The following is a 17,446-nucleotide window of genomic DNA, read 5'->3' on the forward strand; positions in this document are numbered from 1 at the left end:
CGATCCTGCCAGGTGAGGGCGGTGCATGGCCCGCGCAGGCGTTGTGACACGTCCCGCTCCGCGGTGCGTGAGAGCCCCCGTACACGCCGGTATTGGCTCGGGGGACGACGGATGTGAGGTATGACATCGGTGTTGCCTCCCGATGCGCGGCCGCGGGGTGGACGCTGGACGTCCCTTGTCCCGTGCGGGCCGCACGGGACAGCTGACGGAACGTCAAAAGTGCACGACAGCACAGGGAAAGGCGGCCGCCCGTGACCAGAACCGTCGGCAGGAGCCACGGCCCGAGGCTCCAGGACCGCATCATCGAGCTGATCCACGAGCAGCGGCTCGCCCCCGGCGCCACCCTGCCGACCGAGCCGCAGTTGATGGACCTGCTCGGTGCGAGCCGCAACAGCGTGCGCGAGGCGGTGCGCGCGCTGCAGGCGCTCGGCATCGTGGAGATCCGGCACGGCACGGGGACGTTCGTCGGAGAGGCGCCGCTGCGGGTGCTGATGCCCTCGCTCACCTTCCACCTGCGGTCCCGGGTGCGCGCCCTCGCCGACCTCGTCGCGGTGCGCGAGCTGCTCGAGGTCGGCCTGATAGGCGAGGTCGCCGGGACGATACCGGCGCAGCGGCTGGACGAACTCGACGCGCTCGCCGGCCGGATGGTCGACGACCCCGACGCGGACCGGGCCTTCCACGCGCTGCTCTACGCCGCCTGCGGCAACGAGCTCGTGCTGCAGCTCGTCGACCTGTTCCGGAGCGCCTACCACGAGGTCGGCGCCGCCCTGGCGCCCGCCGACGACCCGGTCGAGCGCGTCGTCGCCAACCACCGCGCCGTCGTCGGCGCGCTGCGCACCGGGGACGCGGGCGCGGCCAGGGCCGCCATGCGGCGGCACTTCACGGACGTCCGGGAGCGGGTGTCCAGGGCCCTGCCCGCGGACGGCGCGGACTGACCCCGTTCGGGTGAGCACGGCGCGAAGCGGGGCCGGGCCGGTGCGTGGTCCGCGAGGATGCGGTGCATGGATGCCGTACGGGTCGAGGTCGTCCGTGAACTGCTGGCCGGGAGCGAGTGGCCGGAGCTGACCCGGTCCTTCGCCGGCTCCCTGCGCGGGTCCGTCCGCCGGGGGCCCGCGGGCGGGCTGCTGCTGGTCGGCAGCGGGGAGTACGAGCCCTGGCACATGGCGGCCCATCTGGACGACGAGGCCGCCTGGAGCGGGCTGCCGGAGCTGTCGCCGACGCTGGTGCGGCACCGCGTGCCGCCGGGCGCGCCTGCGCACCTCGCGGTCGGGACGGCCCGCCTGGAGGCGGCGCGCAGGGGCGAGACGGTGCTGGTCGTCACCCCCGAGCGGGCCGAGGCCGGGCTGCTGGAGCGCGTGGAGGACGCGCGGCGCTCCGGCGCGACGGTGCTGGCGATGGACGCGGGCGACCCGGAGCTGCGCGGGCTGGCGCACGAGGCGCTGACCGTGCCGCCGGAGCCCTCCGAGGTCGGCATGGACGTGCTGCAGCACCTGGTCAGCGCGGCGGCCGGACGCCGGGTGCGGCTGCGGGACCGGCTGCCCCGACTCGCGCGGCTCGCCGAGCAGTTGGTGTCGCCACCGCCCGCGAGCTGGTAGGAAGCGGTCCATGACCGCAACCGGGACCGATCCGCTCCGCCCGCTGCGCGGGGTCGTACCACCTTTGTGCACCCCGCTCACGCAGACGGGGGACGTGGACACCGAGGGCCTGCGCGCCCTGGTCGGGCATGTGCTCTCCGCCGGGGTGCACGGGGTCTTCGCCCTGGGGTCCAGCGGCGAGACGGCCTTCCTCACCGACACGCAGCGGCGCACCGCGCTCACCGCGGTCGTGGAGGCCGTCGGGGGCCGGGTGCCCGTGCTCGCCGGCGTCGTCGACATGACCACCCCCCGTGTCCTGGAGCACGCGCGGGCCGCCGTCGCTGCGGGCGCCGACGCCCTGGTGGCGACCGCGCCCTTCTACGCGGCGACGCATCCGGTGGAGATCGCCGACCACTTCCGGCGGGTGCGGGACGGGGCGGGCGGGCTGCCCCTGTTCGCGTACGACATCCCCTCGGCGGTGCACACCAAGCTGCCCGCCGCGACCGTGCTGGCCCTCGCGGAGGAGGGCACCCTGGCCGGCCTGAAGGACAGCAGCGGCGCCGACGGCCCCATGCGCCGGCTGCTCACCGAGTTGCGCCGCCGCGGCCTGGACTCCCACTTCGCGCTGCTCACCGGGTCCGAACTCGCGGTGGACGGCGCCCTCCTGGCGGGCGCGCACGGCGTCGTCCCCGGCCTCGGCAACGTGGATCCGCACGGCTACGTACGGCTCCACGCGCACGCCGTCGCGGGACGCTGGCGCGAGGCCGCGGCGGAGCAGGACCGGCTCGCGCGGCTCTACGCCATCGTGGACGCGGGGGCGGACTCCGCCGCGATGGGCGCGAGTTCCTCGGCGCTGGGTGCCTTCAAGGCGGCGCTGCGGCTGCGCGGCGTCATCGGCTGCGCGGCCACGGCGCCCCCGCAGGTCCCGCTGGACGACACCGCCGTCGCGGTGGTCCGGCAGCGGCTGGCGGCCGCGGGGCTGATGCGCTGACCGGGCCGCCGGTGCCCCGCCCGTGCCCGGCGGAGGGAGAAACCCGGTTGCGCCGGGAGGCCAGCGCGCGGAGCATGCGTCCTCGTGTCCAGACTCCTTCCCGACCTCGCACCATGGCGGACCTCGCGCGACTTCCGCCTGATGTGGTGCGCCGGCCTGATCACGACCTTCGGCAGCTTCCTGACCTTCGTGGCCGTCCCGGTCCAGGTCAAGGAGCTGACCGGCTCCACCCTCGCGGTCGGCGCCCTCGGCGCCGTCGAACTGGTGCCGCTGATCGTCTGCGGCCTCTACGGCGGGGCGCTCGCGGACGCCCTGGACCGGCGCAAGCTCATCCTGTGGACGGAGGCGGCCCTCGGGGTGCTGTCGGCCGTGCTGCTGGTCAACGCCCTGCTGCCGCGGCCGGTGCTCTGGCCGTTGTACGTGGTCGCCGCGCTGACCAGCGCGCTGGGCGGGCTCCAGCGGCCGGCCCTGGACGCGATCGTGCAGCGCATCGTCCCGCACGGGCAACTGACCGCCGCCGCCTCGCTGAACGCGCTGCGCTGGCAGATCGGGGCGATCGCGGCGCCCTCCCTCGCGGGTGTGCTGATCGCGTACGCGGGCCTGCGATGGGCGTACGCCGTCGACGCCCTCACCTTCGCCTTCTCGGTCGTCCTCGGCCTCGGGCTGCGGCCGTCCCCGCCCTCGCACGACGCGAAGCGCCCGTCGCTGGGCTCGATCGCGGAGGGGGCGCGCTACGCCTGGAGCCGCAAGGAACTGCTGGGCACCTACGTGGTGGACATCGCGGCGACCGGTCTGGCGTTCCCGATCGCCGTGTTCCCCTTCATGGCGGACGACCTGGGCGCGCCCTGGTCGCTGGGCCTGATGTACGCGGCCCTGCCGGCGGGGGCGCTGCTGATGAGCCTCACCGGCGGCTGGGCGTCACGGGTGCACCGGCACGGGCGGGCGATCCTGCTCGCCGCGGCGGGCTTCGGTCTGTGCATGGCGGCGGCGGGCTGGTCGGGCAACGTATGGCTGGTGCTGGCCTTCCTGGCGCTGGCGGGTGCGTTCGACATGGTCAGCGGGGTGTTCCGGGCCACGATCTGGAACCAGACCATCCCCGACGCGCTGCGCGGCCGGCTGGCCGGCATCGAACTGCTCTCCTTCACCATCGGCCCCCAGTTCGGCCAGGTGCGGGCCGGTGGCTCGGCCGCGCTGCTGGGCCTGCGCACCTCGGTGTGGACCGGCGGGCTGGCGTGCGTGGCGGCGGTCGGGGCGCTGGCCGCCTGCCTGCCGACGCTGATGGCGTACGACGCCCGGACCAACGAGCACGCCGTGGGCATGCGGAAGGCGGCGGAGGACACGGTGTCCTCCGCCGCCTGACCCGTGGGGGGCGGGGGTCCGATCAGCCGGTGAAGCCGGCGGTGATCGAGGTGAACTGCCAGGTGCTCTGGCTGATGCCGGAGCAGTTGCTGGTCACGCCGCCGCCGGGGCACGGGCGGTCCCGGTTGACGGCCCAGTAGGCGAGCCGGGCGATGTGGTGGGAGTTGGCCCAGTCGCGGATCTGGGTCCAGATGGCCGGGGTGGTGTTCTCCTGCTGGTCGCTCAGCCCGTTCATGCCGGAGATGCCGAGGTGGGCGTATGCGGTGGCGTCGTCCCAGCCGAAGGTGGACTTCAGCTTGGCCTTCAGGCCCTCGGCGGCGTTCACGGTGTTGCCGTACATGTCGGCGCCGCCGCCGAAGTCGAACGGCATGATGGTGAAGACGTCGATGTTGGCGCCGAGCGCGTTGGCCCGCTCGACGAGACGGTTGCCCCAGTAGCTCGGGCCTGTCGTCGACGTGCCGAAGGTGACGATCGTCCGGATGCCGGGGTTGTTCTGCTTGACGATCTTGAGCGCGTTCAGGACGCGGTCCTGGACGACCTCGCTCTCGAACTCGTCGGTGTTCTCGATGTCGACGTCGATCGCCTTGAGGGCGTAGGCGTCGATCACCTTCTGGTACGCGCCGGCGAGCGCCTCGGGCGTGGAGCAGTTGGGGCCGAGCTTGTTGCCGCTCCAGCCGCCGATGGACGGGACGATGTCGCCGCCCGCGGCGCGGATCGCGTTGATGGTGGACTGGTCGGTGCCGCCGGTCAGCGGCCGGGAGCCGTCCCAGGCGGGGTTGCAGCCGCCGGAGGAGAGGATGAAGGCCATCGTGAACCACTTGATGCCGGTGGCGCTCATCACCGTGGACGGGCTCGGCGGGTCGCCCCAGCCGAGGTAGAGGTAGGGCGCGGCCTGCTTGAAGCCGGTGCCCCCGCCACCGCCCGCGTTGGTGGTGACGGTCACGGCGTTGGAGGCGGCCGAGGTGTTGCCCGCGGCGTCGCGCGCCTTGACGGTGAAGGTGTACGAGGTGCTCGCGGCCAGGCCGGTGACGGTGGCGGAGGTGCCGGTGACGGTGGTGGCCAGGGTGCTGCCGCGGTAGACGTCGTAGCTGGTGACGCCGGTGTTGTCGGTGGCGGCGTTCCACGACAGCGAGACGCTGGAGGAGGTCTTGCCGGTGGAGGTGAGGCCGCTGGGCGCGGTGGGCGCCTGGGTGTCACCGCCGCCCCCGCCGCCGGGGCCGTCGAGGCTGATGTCGTCGGCGTTGTAGGTGCCCTGCGCGTACCAGCCGTGCACGTAGATCTGGACGCTGGTCTGCGAGGCGCCGGTGGTGAAGGGGACGGTCAGCTGGGTGTAGGAGGCGGCGGACGGGGTCCAGGTGGACGCGCCGCCGGTCACCCCGAGGTAGACGTACGCGCCGCGCACCCAACCGGTCAGCGAGTACGCGGTGTTGGGCTGTACGGAGACGGTCTGGGTGCACTGGGCGGTGTCGCTGCTGCTGACGGCGCCGGCGAGTGCCTTGGTGCCGCTGTGCACGGGGCTGCCGACGACCGATCCGCCGGAGCAGGACCAGCCGGAGAGGCTGCCGCTCTCGAAGCCCGGGTTGGCGACGAGGTTGGCGGCGTGGGCGGTGCCGGGCAGGGCGATCAGACTGCCCGCGGCGGCGAGGAAGGCGGCGGTGACGCCGGCCAGGATGCGGGATCTGCGCGATCCGGTACGGGGGACATGACGACGGAAGAGCACGTGACCTCCCAGTGGGGGGGGCGGCGGGGGGCTGCGCTGTGCGAGTGGTCTGGACCGTTGGTCTGGACCTGTCATCGCGGATTGAAGCGAAGTGTCGTGCTCCCGTCAAGAGGTCCGGGCCACTGCCGCTTTCCTGGTACGACAGCGGCCCGGACCGGCCGCGGGGTTCCCCGGTCAGCCGACGCGTTCGATGCGCGCCTTCCTGATCAGGAACTTGCCGGGCTCCCGGACCTGTTCGAAGGCCGCGTTGTTCAGCAGCGCACAACTCCCGGAGGTCGAGGTCACCGACACCGTGGTCGACTTGTTGTTGTCCAGGTTGGTCACCTTGAGCTTGGTGCCCAGCGGGAACTGGTTGCTGGAGGCGGCGGGCGCGCCGCCCTCGCCGGAGAGGGTGACCGTCGAGCCCGCGCAGACGACCTGGCCGACCGCGCCGCCGGCCGGCGGCGCGGCCTGACCCTGGTTCTGGCCTTGGTTCTGCCCCTGGTTCTGGTTCTGGCCCTGCTGGTTCTGGCCCTGACCCTGTCCGGCCGGGGCGGCGGGCGCCGCGGGCGCCGCCTGCGCGGCACCGCATCCGGAGGCCTCCCGCTGCACGTTGATCTGCTTGATCACGGCCTCGCGGTTGGCGATCCGGGCCGCCGACTGGGAGTCGGGGTTGGCGCGTTGGGCCGCGATGAAGCTCTCGTTGTTGCGCAGCGCCTGGTCGAGCCCGTCGCACACCACCGACGCATGACCCATGCTCATGGTCACCACGGCGAAGCCGCCGGCCAGGGTGGCCGCGCCGGTCATGAGCGCGATCTTCTGCTTGGTGCTCATCGTGCGTTTCCTGGACATGGGGGCCCCTTTCCTCCGACCGGCCGTCGGTCGGATCCGGTCCACGTGCCCTTGGAAACGGAGCGTCGTTGGTCTGGACCTCAATCCGTTCGGAATCTCGGACAGGAGGGGGCCGTCTGTGCTACGGGTCGGTAGCTTCGCCGTCCCAGCGGACCACCAGCCGCCCGCCCTCCTCCGTGACCCGGTGCCCGAACCCGGCGCAGGCGCGCCGGAACCGCCGGGCGATCCAGGCCCGTTCACCGCGGTCGGCCAGCCGGGTGAAGCAGAAGTCGAGGGCGATCGGCACCGCCTCCAGCCGGACGGGGCGGTGACCGGCGGGGTCGAAGGTGACGAGGAAGAACAGGCCGCGGTCGTTGCGCAGCCGCGGATCGATCGCGTAGTCGTCGACGAAGTCGCCGAGGTCGTAGAGCACCCCGTCCGTCACGCCGTGGAAGACGTGCGCGGAACTGCCCGCGACGAGCGTGGCGCCCGCCGTGCGCAGGGCCCCGGCGGCGTCCCGGATGTAGCGGGCCGGGCCGGTGGTCATGTTGGGCCCCCAGTGCGGGGTGACGAGCACCGCCGCCGTCCGCGCGCCCAGGCTCGCGACGCCGTCGGCGAGCCAGCGCGGGACGCCCTCGCGCAGGTCCGCGTAGGCCACCCCGGGGCGGTCCGGTCCCGCGGCGTACTCCGCCGGATGGTCGGTGACACCGACGACGCCCAGGCTCGGGCGGCCCGCCGCGCCCCCGGGGCCGCCCAGCACCGCCGGGGCGCGCGCCGCGCTCTCGTCCGGTCCGGCCCCGACGGCGGCGATCCCGGCGGCGGCCAGGTGCTCCAGCGTGTCCAGCAACGCCGTCCGGCCGTAGTCCAGGGCGTGGTTGTTGGCCAGGTTGACGCAGCTCACGCCCAGGTGCGTCAGGGCGCGCACGGCGACGGGCGGGGCTCGGAAGAAGAAGGGCTTGAAGGGGTCGGGCCAGGGCTCACCGCGGTCGGAGATCGCGCACTCCAGGTTGAGGACGAAGAGGTCCGCCTCCCGCGCGACGGCCACGACCTCCTCGGAGAACAGCGCCTCCGGAGGGGCCTCGGCCAGCCGCGCGGCCACCGTGCGGCCGAGCATGGTGTCGCCGGCCAGCCCGAGCTTCACCCTTCCATCGTGCACCCGGCGGCCCCCGGCGGGCTCACTCCTCCCCGTCCTCCCGCGAGCGGTCCTTCCACCGCGGGTCGTTCTCCCACTGCAGGTTCCGCTCGGCGGCCGTCTCCATCGCCCGCTCCGCGTCCGCGCGGCTCGGGTACGGCCCCATCCGGTCCTTGGCGGGGCACTCCGGCCCCTCCTCGACCTTGTGGTGCTCGATGCAGTAGAACCACTCGCCGGGCTTCCCCGCGGGCTTGCGGACTCGCCTGAACAGCGCCATCGTCCCTCCTCGTACGACGTCCTGCCGCCATGCTGCCCGACCGGCCGCCGATACACTCGCTGACATGTCTGTCCTGGTTCCCGGCAAGCTCTCCCCCACCCGTCCCGTGCCCGCCTCGATCCCGCGTCCGGAGTACGTGGGCAGGCCCGCGCCACGGCCGTACGACGGCCCGGAGGTGCAGTCGGCGGAGACGATCGAGAAGATGCGGATCGCCTCGCGGATCGCCGCGCGGGCCATGGAGGAGGCGGCGAAGGCGATCGCGCCGGGTGTCACCACCGACGAGCTGGACCGGATCGCGCACGAGTACATGTGCGACCACCAGGCCTACCCCTCGGACCTCGGGTACCGGGGCTTCCCCAAGTCCCTGTGCTCCTCCATCAACGAGGTCATCTGCCACGGCATCCCCGACTCGACCGGGCTGCGCGACGGCGACATCGTCAACCTGGACGTCACCGCCTACATCCACGGGGTGCACGGGGACACCAACGCCACGTACCTCGTCGGCGAAGTCGCCGAAGAATCAAGGCTGTTGGTGGAGCGCACCCGGGAATCCCTGAACCGCGCCATCAAGTCGGTGAAGCCCGGACGGCAGATCAATGTGATCGGCCGGGTCATCGAGTCCTATGCCAAGCGATTCAATTACGGCGTCGTGCGCGACTTCACGGGCCACGGCATCAACACCGCCTTCCACTCCGGCCTGATCGTCCCGCACTACGACGACCCGCGTGCGACCACGATCATGAAGCCGGGCATGACCTTCACCATCGAGCCGATGCTGACCCTGGGCACCCACGAGTACGAGATCTGGGACGACGGCTGGACGGTCGTCACCAAGGACCGCAAGCGCACCGCGCAGTTCGAGCACACCCTTGTGGTGACGGACACAGGCGCGGAGGTCCTGACGCTGCCTTGACCTCCTCATGGGGATTCCTTTACCGGAATGCGGCCATGTCGCGATAGGCCTCGGATAGGTTAGGCAAGCCTTTCCCAGGAAAGGCTTGCCTAAGTCATAGCTTCCCGAGCCGCCTGGAGACCGCATGTCCGCCGTCCGCATGTCCGCAGTAGCCGCCGCCGGCATGGTGGTCGCCGTCACCGCTGTCACCGGGTGCGCGGAGAAGGCGGACGGCAAGGCGTCCGACGCCGTCACGGTGACCGCGTCGGACACCAAGTGCGAGGTCTCCAGGACGACTTTCCCGGCCGGGCACGTGCAGCTGGCCGTCGAGAACAAGGGCTCCAAGGTCACCGAGGTCTACGTCTACACGCCCAGCGACCAGATCGTGACCGAGCGGGAGAACATCGGCCCCGGTACCAAGGCCACCATCACCGCCGAGATCAAGGCCGGTACGTACCAGATCGCCTGCAAGCCCGGCATGAAGGGCGACGGCATCCGCCAGAAGATCACCGTCACCGGCAAGGGCGCCGCCAAGGGCGACCCGCGCCTGGACGCCGCCGTGGCCGCGTACCGCAAGTACGCCCAGGAGCAGGCCGACCAGACGATCCCCGTGGTCCAGCGGTTCGCCGACGCCGTGAAGGCGGGCGACGTGGAGAAGGCCAAGTCGCTCTTCGCGCCCTCCCGGGTCGGCTGGGAGCGCACCGAGCCGGTCGCCGAGTCCTTCGGCGACATCGACCCGCTGACCGACACCCGCGAGGACGGCCTGGAGGACGGCCAGAAGTGGACCGGCTGGCACCGGCTGGAGAAGTCCCTGTGGCAGGACAAGAAGGCCGGGGCCGAGGAGGGCGCCCTGGCCGACCAGCTCGTCACCGACCTGAAGGACTGGCAGACCCGCGTCGGCAAGGCCGACATCACCGCCACCAGCATGGCCAACGGCGCCAAGGAACTGCTGGACGAGGTCGCCACCGGCAAGATCACCGGTGAGGAGGACCGCTACTCCCACACCGACCTGTCGGACTTCCAGGCCAACGTCGAGGGCGCGATGAAGGCCTACGAACTGCTGAAGCCGGTCGCCGCCGAGAACGACGCGGCGCTCACCGCCGACCTCGACAAGCAGTTCCCGGCCCTGACGGCGCTGCTCGACAAGTACCGCAAGGGCGGCAGCACCACGGAGTTCGTCTCCTACGACACCGTCGGCAAGGACCAGCGCAAGGAGCTCTCGGACGCGGTCAACGCGCTCGCCGAGCCCCTGTCGAAGCTCGCCTCGGCCGTCGCCAAGTAACCCCGGGGGCTGTGGACCATGTCCGATGAGAGTGTCACGTCGCGTCGTAAGGTGCTCGGCTGGACCGGTGCGGGTGTCGTCGTCGCGGCCGCCGCGGCCGGCGGCGCCGTGGCCGCGGTCCGCTCCGGGGACGACGTGCAGCCCGCGGGCGCCGCGGGCAGCGCGATCGCCTTCCACGGGGAGAACCAGGCCGGCATCACGACCCCGGTGCAGGACCGGCTCCACTTCGCGTCCTTCGACGTCAAGACCGAGGACCGCGGGGAACTGGTCGCGCTCCTGAAGGAATGGACCGACGCCGCCCGGAAGATGACGCAGGGCCGGCCGGTCGGCGAGGGTGCGGTCGGAGGCCTCGCCGAGGCCCCGCCGGACGACACCGGTGAGGCGCTGGGCCTGCAGCCCTCCCGGCTCACCCTCACCATCGGCTTCGGCCCCTCGCTGTTCACGACGAAGGACGGCGCGGACCGCTTCGGGCTGAAGGCGCACCGCCCCGGGGCGCTGGTGGACCTGCCCAAGTTCCCCGGTGACGCCCTCGACCCGAACCGCAGCGGCGGCGACCTGTGCGTCCAGGCCTGCGCGGACGACCCGCAGGTGGCCGTGCACGCCATCCGCAACCTGGCCCGGATCGGCTTCGGCAAGGTCGCGATGCGCTGGTCGCAGCTCGGCTTCGGCAAGACCTCCTCGACCACTCCCGAGGAGCAGACCCCGCGCAACCTGATGGGCTTCAAGGACGGCACGCACAACGTCGCGGGTTCCGACAGGGGCACCCAGGACGAGCACGTGTGGGTGTCCGCCAAGGACGGCCCGTCCTGGATGGCCGGCGGCTCGTACCTCGTCGCCCGTCGCATCCGGATGCACATCGAGACCTGGGACCGCACCCCGCTGCAGGAGCAGGAGCAGATCTTCGGCCGGACGAAGGGCGAGGGCGCTCCGATCGGCAGGCAGCGCGAGCACGACGCCCCGGACTTCAAGGCGATGCTCCCGGACGCGCACGTCCGGCTGGCGCACCCGGACAACAGCGGTGTGACGATCCTGCGCCGCGGCTACTCCTTCACCGACGGCACCGACGGCCTGGGCCGCCTGGACGCCGGGCTGTTCTTCATCGCGTACCAGCGCGACGTCCGGGACGGCTTCGTGCCGCTGCAGATGCGGCTCGCGAAGCTCGACTCCCTCAACGAGTACATCCAGCACGTGGGTTCGGCCGTCTACGCCGTACCGCCGGGCGTCCGGGACAAGGACGACTGGTGGGGCCGCGAGCTCTTCCAGAACGACTGAGAGGAAGTGACCGGCGGTGTTCGCCAACTACCTGATCGGGCTCCGTGAGGGCCTGGAGGCCAGCCTGGTGGTCTGCATCCTGGTCGCGTACCTGGTGAAGACCGACCGCAAGGACAAGCTGCCGCCGGTCTGGCTCGGCGTCGGCACCGCGGTCCTGGTGAGCATGGCCTTCGGCGCCGCCCTGCAGTTCGGCTCCTCCGAGCTGACCTTCGAGGCGCAGGAGGCGCTGGGCGGTTCGCTGTCGATCGTCGCGGTCGGCCTGGTGACCTGGATGGTCTTCTGGATGCGGCGCACCGCGCGGCACCTGAAGGCCGAACTCCACGGCAAGCTGGACGCCGCGATCGCCATGGGCACCGGGGCACTGGTGATCACCTCCTTCCTCGCCGTGGGGCGTGAGGGGCTGGAGACCTCCCTGTTCATCTGGACCGCCGTGCAGGCCACCGACGACGGCGTGCGCCCGCTGGTGGGCGCGGTGCTGGGCCTGCTGACCTCGGTGGTGCTGGGCTGGCTGTTCTACCGGGGCGCGCTGCGCATCAACCTGGCCAAGTTCTTCACCTGGACCGGCGCCATGCTGGTGGTGGTCGCGGCGGGCGTGCTCGCGTACGGCTTCCACGACCTGCAGGAGGCCGGCTGGCTGCCGGGGCTGGGGACCGAGGCCTTCGACGTCAGCGACCAGATCCCGCCGGACTCGTGGTACGGGACGCTGCTCAAGGGCGTGTTCAACTTCCAGCCGGACCCGACCTGGCTGCAGGTGGCGGTCTGGGCGCTGTACCTCGCGCCCACGATGTTCCTCTTCCTGCGTCCCGGCAGGGTCAGCGCGCCGTCCGTCAAGCCGTCCGCAGCGGTTCCGGTCGGTGACGAGGGCTGAGGCCGCCGGGCTCCGACCGCTTCACGGCCCCCGGGCCGGGGTCAGTGCAGCCAGCCGGCCGTCTCGGGCTCGGGCTCGACCTGGGCGCAGGCGTCGGTCAGCACCCCGAGCAGCGGCAGCGGGTCGGGCAGCACCTGCTCGGGGCCGTGGCCGGCGACCCACGCGACGGTGGCGCCGGAGGGCAGACGCGAGGGCGGGAGCAGCACGTAACTGGCGCGGTGGTGCCAGCGCAGGCCCGGGTGCTCGTCGAGGGTCTCTGGATGGCAGTCCAGCTCGCACGGCCACCACTCGTCCTCGTCGGCCGTGGCACGGGTGGCGGTGAAGAACAGCATCCGCCCGTCGGAGACCGCGACGGGCCCGGCCGCGGAACCCTCGGCGGCCAGCCGCTCCAGGGCGATCCGGCCCGCCTCGGCGGGTACGTCCAGGACGTCGTGGGCGATGCCGGTGGCGGTGATGAAGTTGGCCAGGGGGTGCGCGCGCAGCCAGCGCCTGACCTGCTCCGCGTCCGTGGTGGCCTGGGTCTGCCAGGCGAAGGAGACGGGGTGCGTGCCCGGGGTGGGGCAGCCGATCCGGTCGCAGGAACAGCGGTAACCGGACACGGGCGACGGGTGGGCGGCCGGCGCCAGCGGCAGGCCGGCGTCCGCGGCTTCCAGGAGGAGCTCGTCCCGGCGCAGGTCGTCCCCGTTCCGGCCACCGGCGGCCGCGCGGACCGCGGCCCCGTCCACTCCGGCACCGCGCTCCCCCGCCTTGCGGCGCAGCCAGTCGGACAACCTGCCCTTGGTGACCATCGAGCCCCTTTCCTCGCCCCGTGAACCCTTGCTCCACCCTACGTAACGAGGGAAAGGCCGTAAGCGGAATCCACGGATGGTGGAAACCATCCTGCTCCCCGTCCGCATTCCGGCCGCGCGCGGGGTCCCCCTGCAGGGCGTCCCCCGTCCCGGGCGGATCCGGGCACGTTTCCCTTGTCCCCGCTTGTCCCCGCTGCCCACGGCACCCGGGGCGGCGACCGGCACCGGCCTCCCCTCCGTGACCACCGTCACCCACGGGACGACGCGTCGTCCGCCCCGGAGGGCGGATCCGCGCTAGCCTGGTTTCCCGACAGGTTGTCGGCAACTCGTTGACTTAGGGTCCCCTAAGTTGCGACGATTCCTGCAGGCCCGACGCAGGAGGATTCCCTTGACGCCAGCCCACGGCTCCGCGACCGCACCGTTCTCGGCCGTCATCCGCTCCGCCAGCCACGACCGGCACACCGAGGCCGAGACCTCGACGTTCATCGGCGACCTGCTCGGCGGCCGCCTGGGGGTCGCGGCGTACGCGCGCTACACCGAGCAGCTCTGGTTTGTCTACCGGGCGCTGGAGGACGCCGCCGCGCAACTGGCCGGCGACCCCGTGGCCGGGCCCTTCCTGCGTCCGGAGCTGATGCGCGTCGCCGCCCTGGAACGCGACCTGGACCACCTGCTCGCCCCCGGCTGGCGCGACCGCGCCGGCGCGCTGCCGGAGACCCTCGCGTACGCCCGCCGCGTCGCCGAGACCGCCCGCGCGTGGCCGGCGGGCTACGTCGCCCACCACTACACCCGCTACCTCGGCGACCTCTCGGGCGGCCAGGTCATCCGCGGCATCGCGGAGAAGACCTGGGGCTTCTCCCGCAAGGGCGACGGCGTGCGCTTCTACGTCTTCGACGCGATCGGCAACCCCGCGGCGTTCAAGCGCGAGTACCGGAGCCTGCTGGACGCCCTGCCGGTCGACGAGCTCGAGAAGCAGCGTGTCGTGGAGGAGTGCCGGCGGGCCTTCGCCCACAACTCGGCGGTCTTCGCCGCGCTGGGCCGCGAGTTCCCGCTGACCGCCTGACCCCCTGACCCGCGACGACCCGGCTGGTCCCCGCCGTTCGGGCACCCGTCCCGCGCAGGCCGCGTCGTCAAAGTCCCGCCTGCCCAGCGGCTCCCCCAGCGGAGCTGGGGGAGCTCATGTGTGGACGCGGCCTAGCCGAGGGGGGAGGTCCAGCCCGAGGGGTCGACTCCGCCCGGGACCGGGGCCGCCGGGTCGTAGGGGGCGCGGGTGAAGACGAAGGAGCCGAGGTCGAGATGGCCGACGGTGCCGTCGGGGGCGCGCACCGCGCGCAGGGTCTCGCCGTCGTAGTAGCCGTCCAGGCCGGTCCAGGTGCCGTCCGGTTCCGCGCGGAAGCGGGCGCCGCGGGCGGTGCCGGACAGGGCGGTGAGTTCCAGGTCGCGGCCGGTGCGCAGGCGCAGGACGTGCGGGGCGGTGCCCCAGTACCAGGGGCCGGTGAGGGCGAGCAGCTCCGGTTCGGGGTCGGAGTCGGGCCGCCAGGGCTCGGGGATGCGGGGCTCGCGCTCGGCGACGATGCGCAGCAGGTCGGCGGCGATCGTCGTGGTCGGGGCGCCGGTGGTGGAGTTGGCGAGGACGACCGCGCCGAGTCCCTCCTCCGTGTCGCACCACAGCCCGGCCACGAAGCCGGGCATCGAGCCGCCGTGCCCCACCAGAACCCGGCCGTCCGGGGTATTCATCAGCTGCACGCCGAGGCCCTGGTCGCCGCCCGGCGCGGCCGGCCGGCGCATCTGCTCCAGCGTCGCGGGCACCAGGACGCGCTCGTCGCCCGCGGCGAGGAAGGCGGCCCAGCGGCACAGGTCGTCGGCGGTCGACCACAGTTCGCCCGCGGGGGCCATCAGGCCGGTGTCCTGCACGGCCTCGGCCATCATCAGCTCGGCGTACGGGTGGACGGCCCAGCCGCCGGCGTGCGGGGCCTGCGGGCGGCGCGTCGTACGGGTCATCCCCAGCGGTTCCAGGACCTCGGCGGTCAGCACCTCGTCCCAGGGCCGGCCGTCGTGGAGCGCCTCGACGACGGCGCCGAGCAGGGCGTACCCGGGGTTGGAGTAGTGGTGGCGTTCGCCGGCGGGGTGCAGCCGCGGCGTCCCGCCGAGGAGGTCGGCCGTCTCCGGCCGCAGCGCGCCGGGCGTGCGCTCCCACCAGGGGCCGGGGGTCTCCGCGGCCAGTCCGGCGGTGTGGGTGAGGAGTTGGCGCACGGTGACCCCGTCGGCGGGGGTGCCGCCGATGTGCTTCTCGATAGGGTCGTCCAGCCCGAGGCGTCCCGCGTCGCGCAGCCGCATCACCAGGACGGCCACGAAGGTCTTGGTGAGGGAGCCGATCCGGTACTGGGTGTCCTCGTCCGGGGCGTGCCCGTCCACGCAGGAGCGCGCCCCGGTCCACACGGCCTCGCCGTCCCGGACGACGGCCCCCACGAGGGAGGGGGTGCGGCTGCTGGACTGGGCGACCGCGACGCGGTGCAGCAGGGCCCGGCGGGTGTCCGGGAGCAGGGCGTCGTCGGGGTCGGTCTGCGGTGTCGGCATGCGCTCACCTTAGAGGCGGGCCCGGGCGGGGTGCCGGGCGCATGGCACCGGCTTTGCCGTCGGCGCCCTCATGGCCACCGTCCCTGCCGGGAAGACGGGTGTCGGCTCCGCCCTGGACGGCACCATCCAGCAGGCCGGTACCGCGCTCGTCGTCGGGCCGCCGGCCGGGGTCGTCAACTGGTGAGGAGCACACCGGCGTAGGAGACGGTGGCGATGAGGGTCCAGGAGATCAGGCCGACGGCGGCCACACGCGGCCCGGTTCGCGCCAGGGCGCGCAGGTGCACCATGCTGCCGAGCCCCACCATGGCCATGGCCAGCAGCAGTTGCTGCAGTTGCTGTGCTCCGTCGAGCACGCCGGTCGGCAGGACTCCGGTGCTGCGCACGGCGATCATGACGAGGAAGCCCACGACGAACAGGGGCAGCAGCGGGGTCCGACGCGCGGAGGCGGCGGCGTCCGGCCCCGCGGCACCCGACATGGCGTGCCGCCGGCGCAGGGCGTAGGCGACGGCGGCGACCAGGGGTGCCAGGAGCGCGACGCGCATCAGCTTGACGAGCACCGCCTCACCGAGTGCCGCCGGGCCCGCGGTCTGGGCCGTCGCGACGACCTGTCCGACGTCGTGCACGCCGGCCCCGGCCCAGCGGCCGAACTGCACGTCGTCCAGGCCGAGCGGGTGGTGCAGCAGCGGCAGCACGCCGATGGCGAGGGTGCCGCAGAGCGTGACCAGGGCGACGGACGCGGCCACGTCCTCCTCGTCACTGCCGCTGACCTGGCTCACCGCGCCGATGGCGGAGGCACCGCAGATGGAGTAGCCGGTGGCGATGAGCAGCGGCTGGTCGCCGCGCAGGCCCATGCGGCGGCCGAGCCAGAGGGTGCCCCAGAAGGTGGCGGCCACGACGCACACCACCATGCCGGCCGTGGCCCAGCCGAGGCCGACCACGTCGTCGAGGCCCAGCTGCAGTCCCAGGATCACGATGCCGATGCGCATCAGCCGTTTCCCGGCGAAGGTGAGCCCCGGCCGGGCCCGGCCGCGCAGGGTCGCGCGCAGGCCCGGCAGGTTCGCGGCGGCGATGCCGAGGAGGACGGCGGTGGTGGGCACCGGCACGGCGGGCAGCAGCCGGTGCAGTGCGGTCGCCAGGACGGCGCCGAGGGCGGTGACCAGCAGGCCGGGCAGCACGGTCGCGGCGGCCCGGCGGCGGCCCGCGCCGCCTCCGGCGGGGGACGCGGCGGGGCGGGCGGTCGGCGCCGCCCCACGGGGGACGGGCACGGGGGTGCGCGTCGCGGTGCGGAGGTTCACCGTTCGCCGACCGGCAGCCGGTAGACCCGCCGCACGCTGGAGCCCAGGCGGGAGATGTCGGCACCGTAGATGTGCAGCGAGATGGCCTTGCCGGTCCCGCCGTTCCACACCTGGTGGATGTCGCCGGGCGGCGCGAAGCCGCAGACCTCGCCTTGGGCGTTGACGACGTCCTGGGTCGGGACGAGGCGGGAGCCGGTGCCGTCGGGGACCAGCCGGTAGCGGCGCTCGTGCTCCTGGCCCTGGTGCACCCCCGTGACGCACCAGGAGACGTGGTCGTGGATGGACGTCCGTTGCCCTGGCAGCCAGACCAGGGCGACGATCGAGAAGCTGCCGTCCTCCTCGGCGTGCAGGATGTGCTGCCGGTAGCGGTCCGGGTCGCCCTCGCGGTGCCGCTCGGCCAGCAGGTCGGCGGCGCCGAGGTGCGGCGCGAGCCGCTCGCCCACCAGGTGGGCCGTCGGGCCGGGCGGCAGGCCGCGGCCGACCGTCTCGCGCACCTCGTCGACGAGGCGGGCCAGCCGGGCGGTGGGCGCGGAGAGCGCCGGAACGGTCGCGGAGGTCATGTCCGCAGCGTCCGTGCGCACGGGCCCGCGCGTCCACTGACAGTTCCTTCAC

Annotated in this window: 17 protein-coding genes; 9 read left to right on the forward strand and 8 right to left on the reverse strand. The window is 73.2% G+C overall.

Annotated elements, in window-relative coordinates; genetic code table 11:
* Positions 1-251: 251 nt before the first annotated feature.
* The 4 genes from ACFYYN_RS09390 to ACFYYN_RS09405 all read left to right on the forward strand — a co-directional run bounded on the left by ACFYYN_RS09390 (position 252) and on the right by ACFYYN_RS09405 (position 3,924).
* Entirely contained in the window at positions 252-935 is a 684-nt protein-coding gene (locus tag ACFYYN_RS09390) for a FadR/GntR family transcriptional regulator (RefSeq protein WP_500545291.1), read from the forward strand.
* Positions 936-1,001: 66 nt separating this feature from the next.
* Positions 1,002-1,595, forward strand: coding sequence for a hypothetical protein (locus tag ACFYYN_RS09395; RefSeq protein WP_500369947.1), 594 nt, complete (start codon positions 1,002-1,004; stop codon positions 1,593-1,595).
* Positions 1,596-1,605: 10 nt separating this feature from the next.
* Complete coding sequence (locus ACFYYN_RS09400; RefSeq protein ID WP_500545292.1) at positions 1,606-2,565, forward strand: dihydrodipicolinate synthase family protein; 960 nt, start codon at positions 1,606-1,608, stop codon at positions 2,563-2,565.
* Between the two features lie 84 nt (positions 2,566-2,649).
* A complete protein-coding gene (locus ACFYYN_RS09405; protein ID WP_500545293.1) occupies positions 2,650-3,924 on the forward strand; it encodes an MFS transporter in 1,275 nt (424 codons plus the stop codon).
* Positions 3,925-3,946: 22 nt separating this feature from the next.
* Here the strand turns inward: ACFYYN_RS09405 and ACFYYN_RS09410 are convergent, their stop codons facing one another.
* From ACFYYN_RS09410 to ACFYYN_RS09425, 4 genes are all read right to left on the reverse strand, one after another.
* Entirely contained in the window at positions 3,947-5,644 is a 1,698-nt protein-coding gene (locus tag ACFYYN_RS09410) for a carbohydrate binding domain-containing protein (protein ID WP_500322245.1), read from the reverse strand.
* 174 nt (positions 5,645-5,818) lie between these two features.
* Positions 5,819-6,475, reverse strand: coding sequence for an SCO2207 family protein (locus ACFYYN_RS09415; RefSeq protein ID WP_500545294.1), 657 nt, complete (start codon positions 6,473-6,475; stop codon positions 5,819-5,821).
* A 121-nt stretch (positions 6,476-6,596) separates the two neighbouring features.
* Positions 6,597-7,595, reverse strand: a complete 999-nt coding sequence (locus ACFYYN_RS09420) for a CapA family protein (protein WP_500545295.1) — start codon at positions 7,593-7,595, stop codon at positions 6,597-6,599.
* Positions 7,596-7,629: 34 nt separating this feature from the next.
* Positions 7,630-7,863 (reverse strand): hypothetical protein, encoded by a 234-nt coding sequence (locus tag ACFYYN_RS09425; protein ID WP_500369941.1) that lies wholly within the window; start codon positions 7,861-7,863, stop codon positions 7,630-7,632.
* Between the two features lie 64 nt (positions 7,864-7,927).
* On the opposite strand from ACFYYN_RS09425, the gene map reads away from it, so the two are divergent.
* From map to efeU, 4 genes are all read left to right on the forward strand, one after another.
* Positions 7,928-8,776, forward strand: a complete 849-nt coding sequence (gene map, locus ACFYYN_RS09430) for a type I methionyl aminopeptidase (protein WP_500369940.1) — start codon at positions 7,928-7,930, stop codon at positions 8,774-8,776.
* A gap of 124 nt (positions 8,777-8,900) precedes the next feature.
* Positions 8,901-10,037, forward strand: coding sequence for an iron uptake system protein EfeO (efeO, locus tag ACFYYN_RS09435; RefSeq protein WP_500545296.1), 1,137 nt, complete (start codon positions 8,901-8,903; stop codon positions 10,035-10,037).
* A gap of 18 nt (positions 10,038-10,055) precedes the next feature.
* Positions 10,056-11,309, forward strand: coding sequence for an iron uptake transporter deferrochelatase/peroxidase subunit (efeB, locus tag ACFYYN_RS09440; protein WP_500545297.1), 1,254 nt, complete (start codon positions 10,056-10,058; stop codon positions 11,307-11,309).
* Between the two features lie 16 nt (positions 11,310-11,325).
* Positions 11,326-12,177: an iron uptake transporter permease EfeU gene (efeU, locus tag ACFYYN_RS09445; protein ID WP_500545298.1), complete on the forward strand. Its 852-nt coding sequence runs from the start codon at positions 11,326-11,328 to the stop codon at positions 12,175-12,177.
* 41 nt (positions 12,178-12,218) lie between these two features.
* Here the strand turns inward: efeU and ACFYYN_RS09450 are convergent, their stop codons facing one another.
* Positions 12,219-12,965: a bifunctional DNA primase/polymerase gene (locus ACFYYN_RS09450; protein ID WP_500322238.1), complete on the reverse strand. Its 747-nt coding sequence runs from the start codon at positions 12,963-12,965 to the stop codon at positions 12,219-12,221.
* Positions 12,966-13,353: 388 nt separating this feature from the next.
* Between ACFYYN_RS09450 and ACFYYN_RS09455 the strand changes: the two genes are divergently transcribed.
* On the forward strand, positions 13,354-14,025 hold the full coding sequence (locus tag ACFYYN_RS09455; protein ID WP_500545299.1) for a biliverdin-producing heme oxygenase: 672 nt from the start codon (positions 13,354-13,356) through the stop codon (positions 14,023-14,025).
* Positions 14,026-14,156: 131 nt separating this feature from the next.
* Here ACFYYN_RS09455 and ACFYYN_RS09460 read toward each other — a convergent pair whose 3' ends face one another.
* The 3 genes from ACFYYN_RS09460 to ACFYYN_RS09470 all read right to left on the reverse strand — a co-directional run bounded on the left by ACFYYN_RS09460 (position 14,157) and on the right by ACFYYN_RS09470 (position 17,394).
* Entirely contained in the window at positions 14,157-15,539 is a 1,383-nt protein-coding gene (locus ACFYYN_RS09460) for a serine hydrolase domain-containing protein (protein ID WP_500545300.1), read from the reverse strand.
* A gap of 173 nt (positions 15,540-15,712) precedes the next feature.
* Positions 15,713-16,804: a YeiH family protein gene (locus ACFYYN_RS09465; RefSeq protein ID WP_500545301.1), complete on the reverse strand. Its 1,092-nt coding sequence runs from the start codon at positions 16,802-16,804 to the stop codon at positions 15,713-15,715.
* 26 nt (positions 16,805-16,830) lie between these two features.
* A complete protein-coding gene (locus ACFYYN_RS09470) occupies positions 16,831-17,394 on the reverse strand; it encodes a cysteine dioxygenase family protein (protein ID WP_500322234.1) in 564 nt (187 codons plus the stop codon).
* Positions 17,395-17,446: the final 52 nt, after the last annotated feature.

The sequence above is a fragment of the Streptomyces sp. NPDC001902 genome, assembly GCF_042891295.1.
Taxonomy (GTDB): domain Bacteria; phylum Actinomycetota; class Actinomycetes; order Streptomycetales; family Streptomycetaceae; genus Actinacidiphila.

What these genes read in the sequence shown, in the direction of transcription:
- ACFYYN_RS09425 (WP_500369941.1), bottom strand. Translation starts at nt 7,863, where the DNA reads ATGGCGCTGTTCAGGCGAGTCCGCAAGCCCGCGGGGAAGCCCGGCGAG.
- map (WP_500369940.1), top strand. Translation starts at nt 7,928, where the DNA reads ATGTCTGTCCTGGTTCCCGGCAAGCTCTCCCCCACCCGTCCCGTGCCC.
- ACFYYN_RS09400 (WP_500545292.1), top strand. Translation starts at nt 1,606, where the DNA reads ATGACCGCAACCGGGACCGATCCGCTCCGCCCGCTGCGCGGGGTCGTA.
- ACFYYN_RS09450 (WP_500322238.1), bottom strand. Translation starts at nt 12,965, where the DNA reads ATGGTCACCAAGGGCAGGTTGTCCGACTGGCTGCGCCGCAAGGCGGGG.
- ACFYYN_RS09470 (WP_500322234.1), bottom strand. Translation starts at nt 17,394, where the DNA reads ATGACCTCCGCGACCGTTCCGGCGCTCTCCGCGCCCACCGCCCGGCTG.
- ACFYYN_RS09395 (WP_500369947.1), top strand. Translation starts at nt 1,002, where the DNA reads ATGGATGCCGTACGGGTCGAGGTCGTCCGTGAACTGCTGGCCGGGAGC.
- ACFYYN_RS09460 (WP_500545300.1), bottom strand. Translation starts at nt 15,539, where the DNA reads ATGCCGACACCGCAGACCGACCCCGACGACGCCCTGCTCCCGGACACC.
- efeO (WP_500545296.1), top strand. Translation starts at nt 8,901, where the DNA reads ATGTCCGCCGTCCGCATGTCCGCAGTAGCCGCCGCCGGCATGGTGGTC.
- efeB (WP_500545297.1), top strand. Translation starts at nt 10,056, where the DNA reads ATGTCCGATGAGAGTGTCACGTCGCGTCGTAAGGTGCTCGGCTGGACC.
- ACFYYN_RS09415 (WP_500545294.1), bottom strand. Translation starts at nt 6,475, where the DNA reads ATGTCCAGGAAACGCACGATGAGCACCAAGCAGAAGATCGCGCTCATG.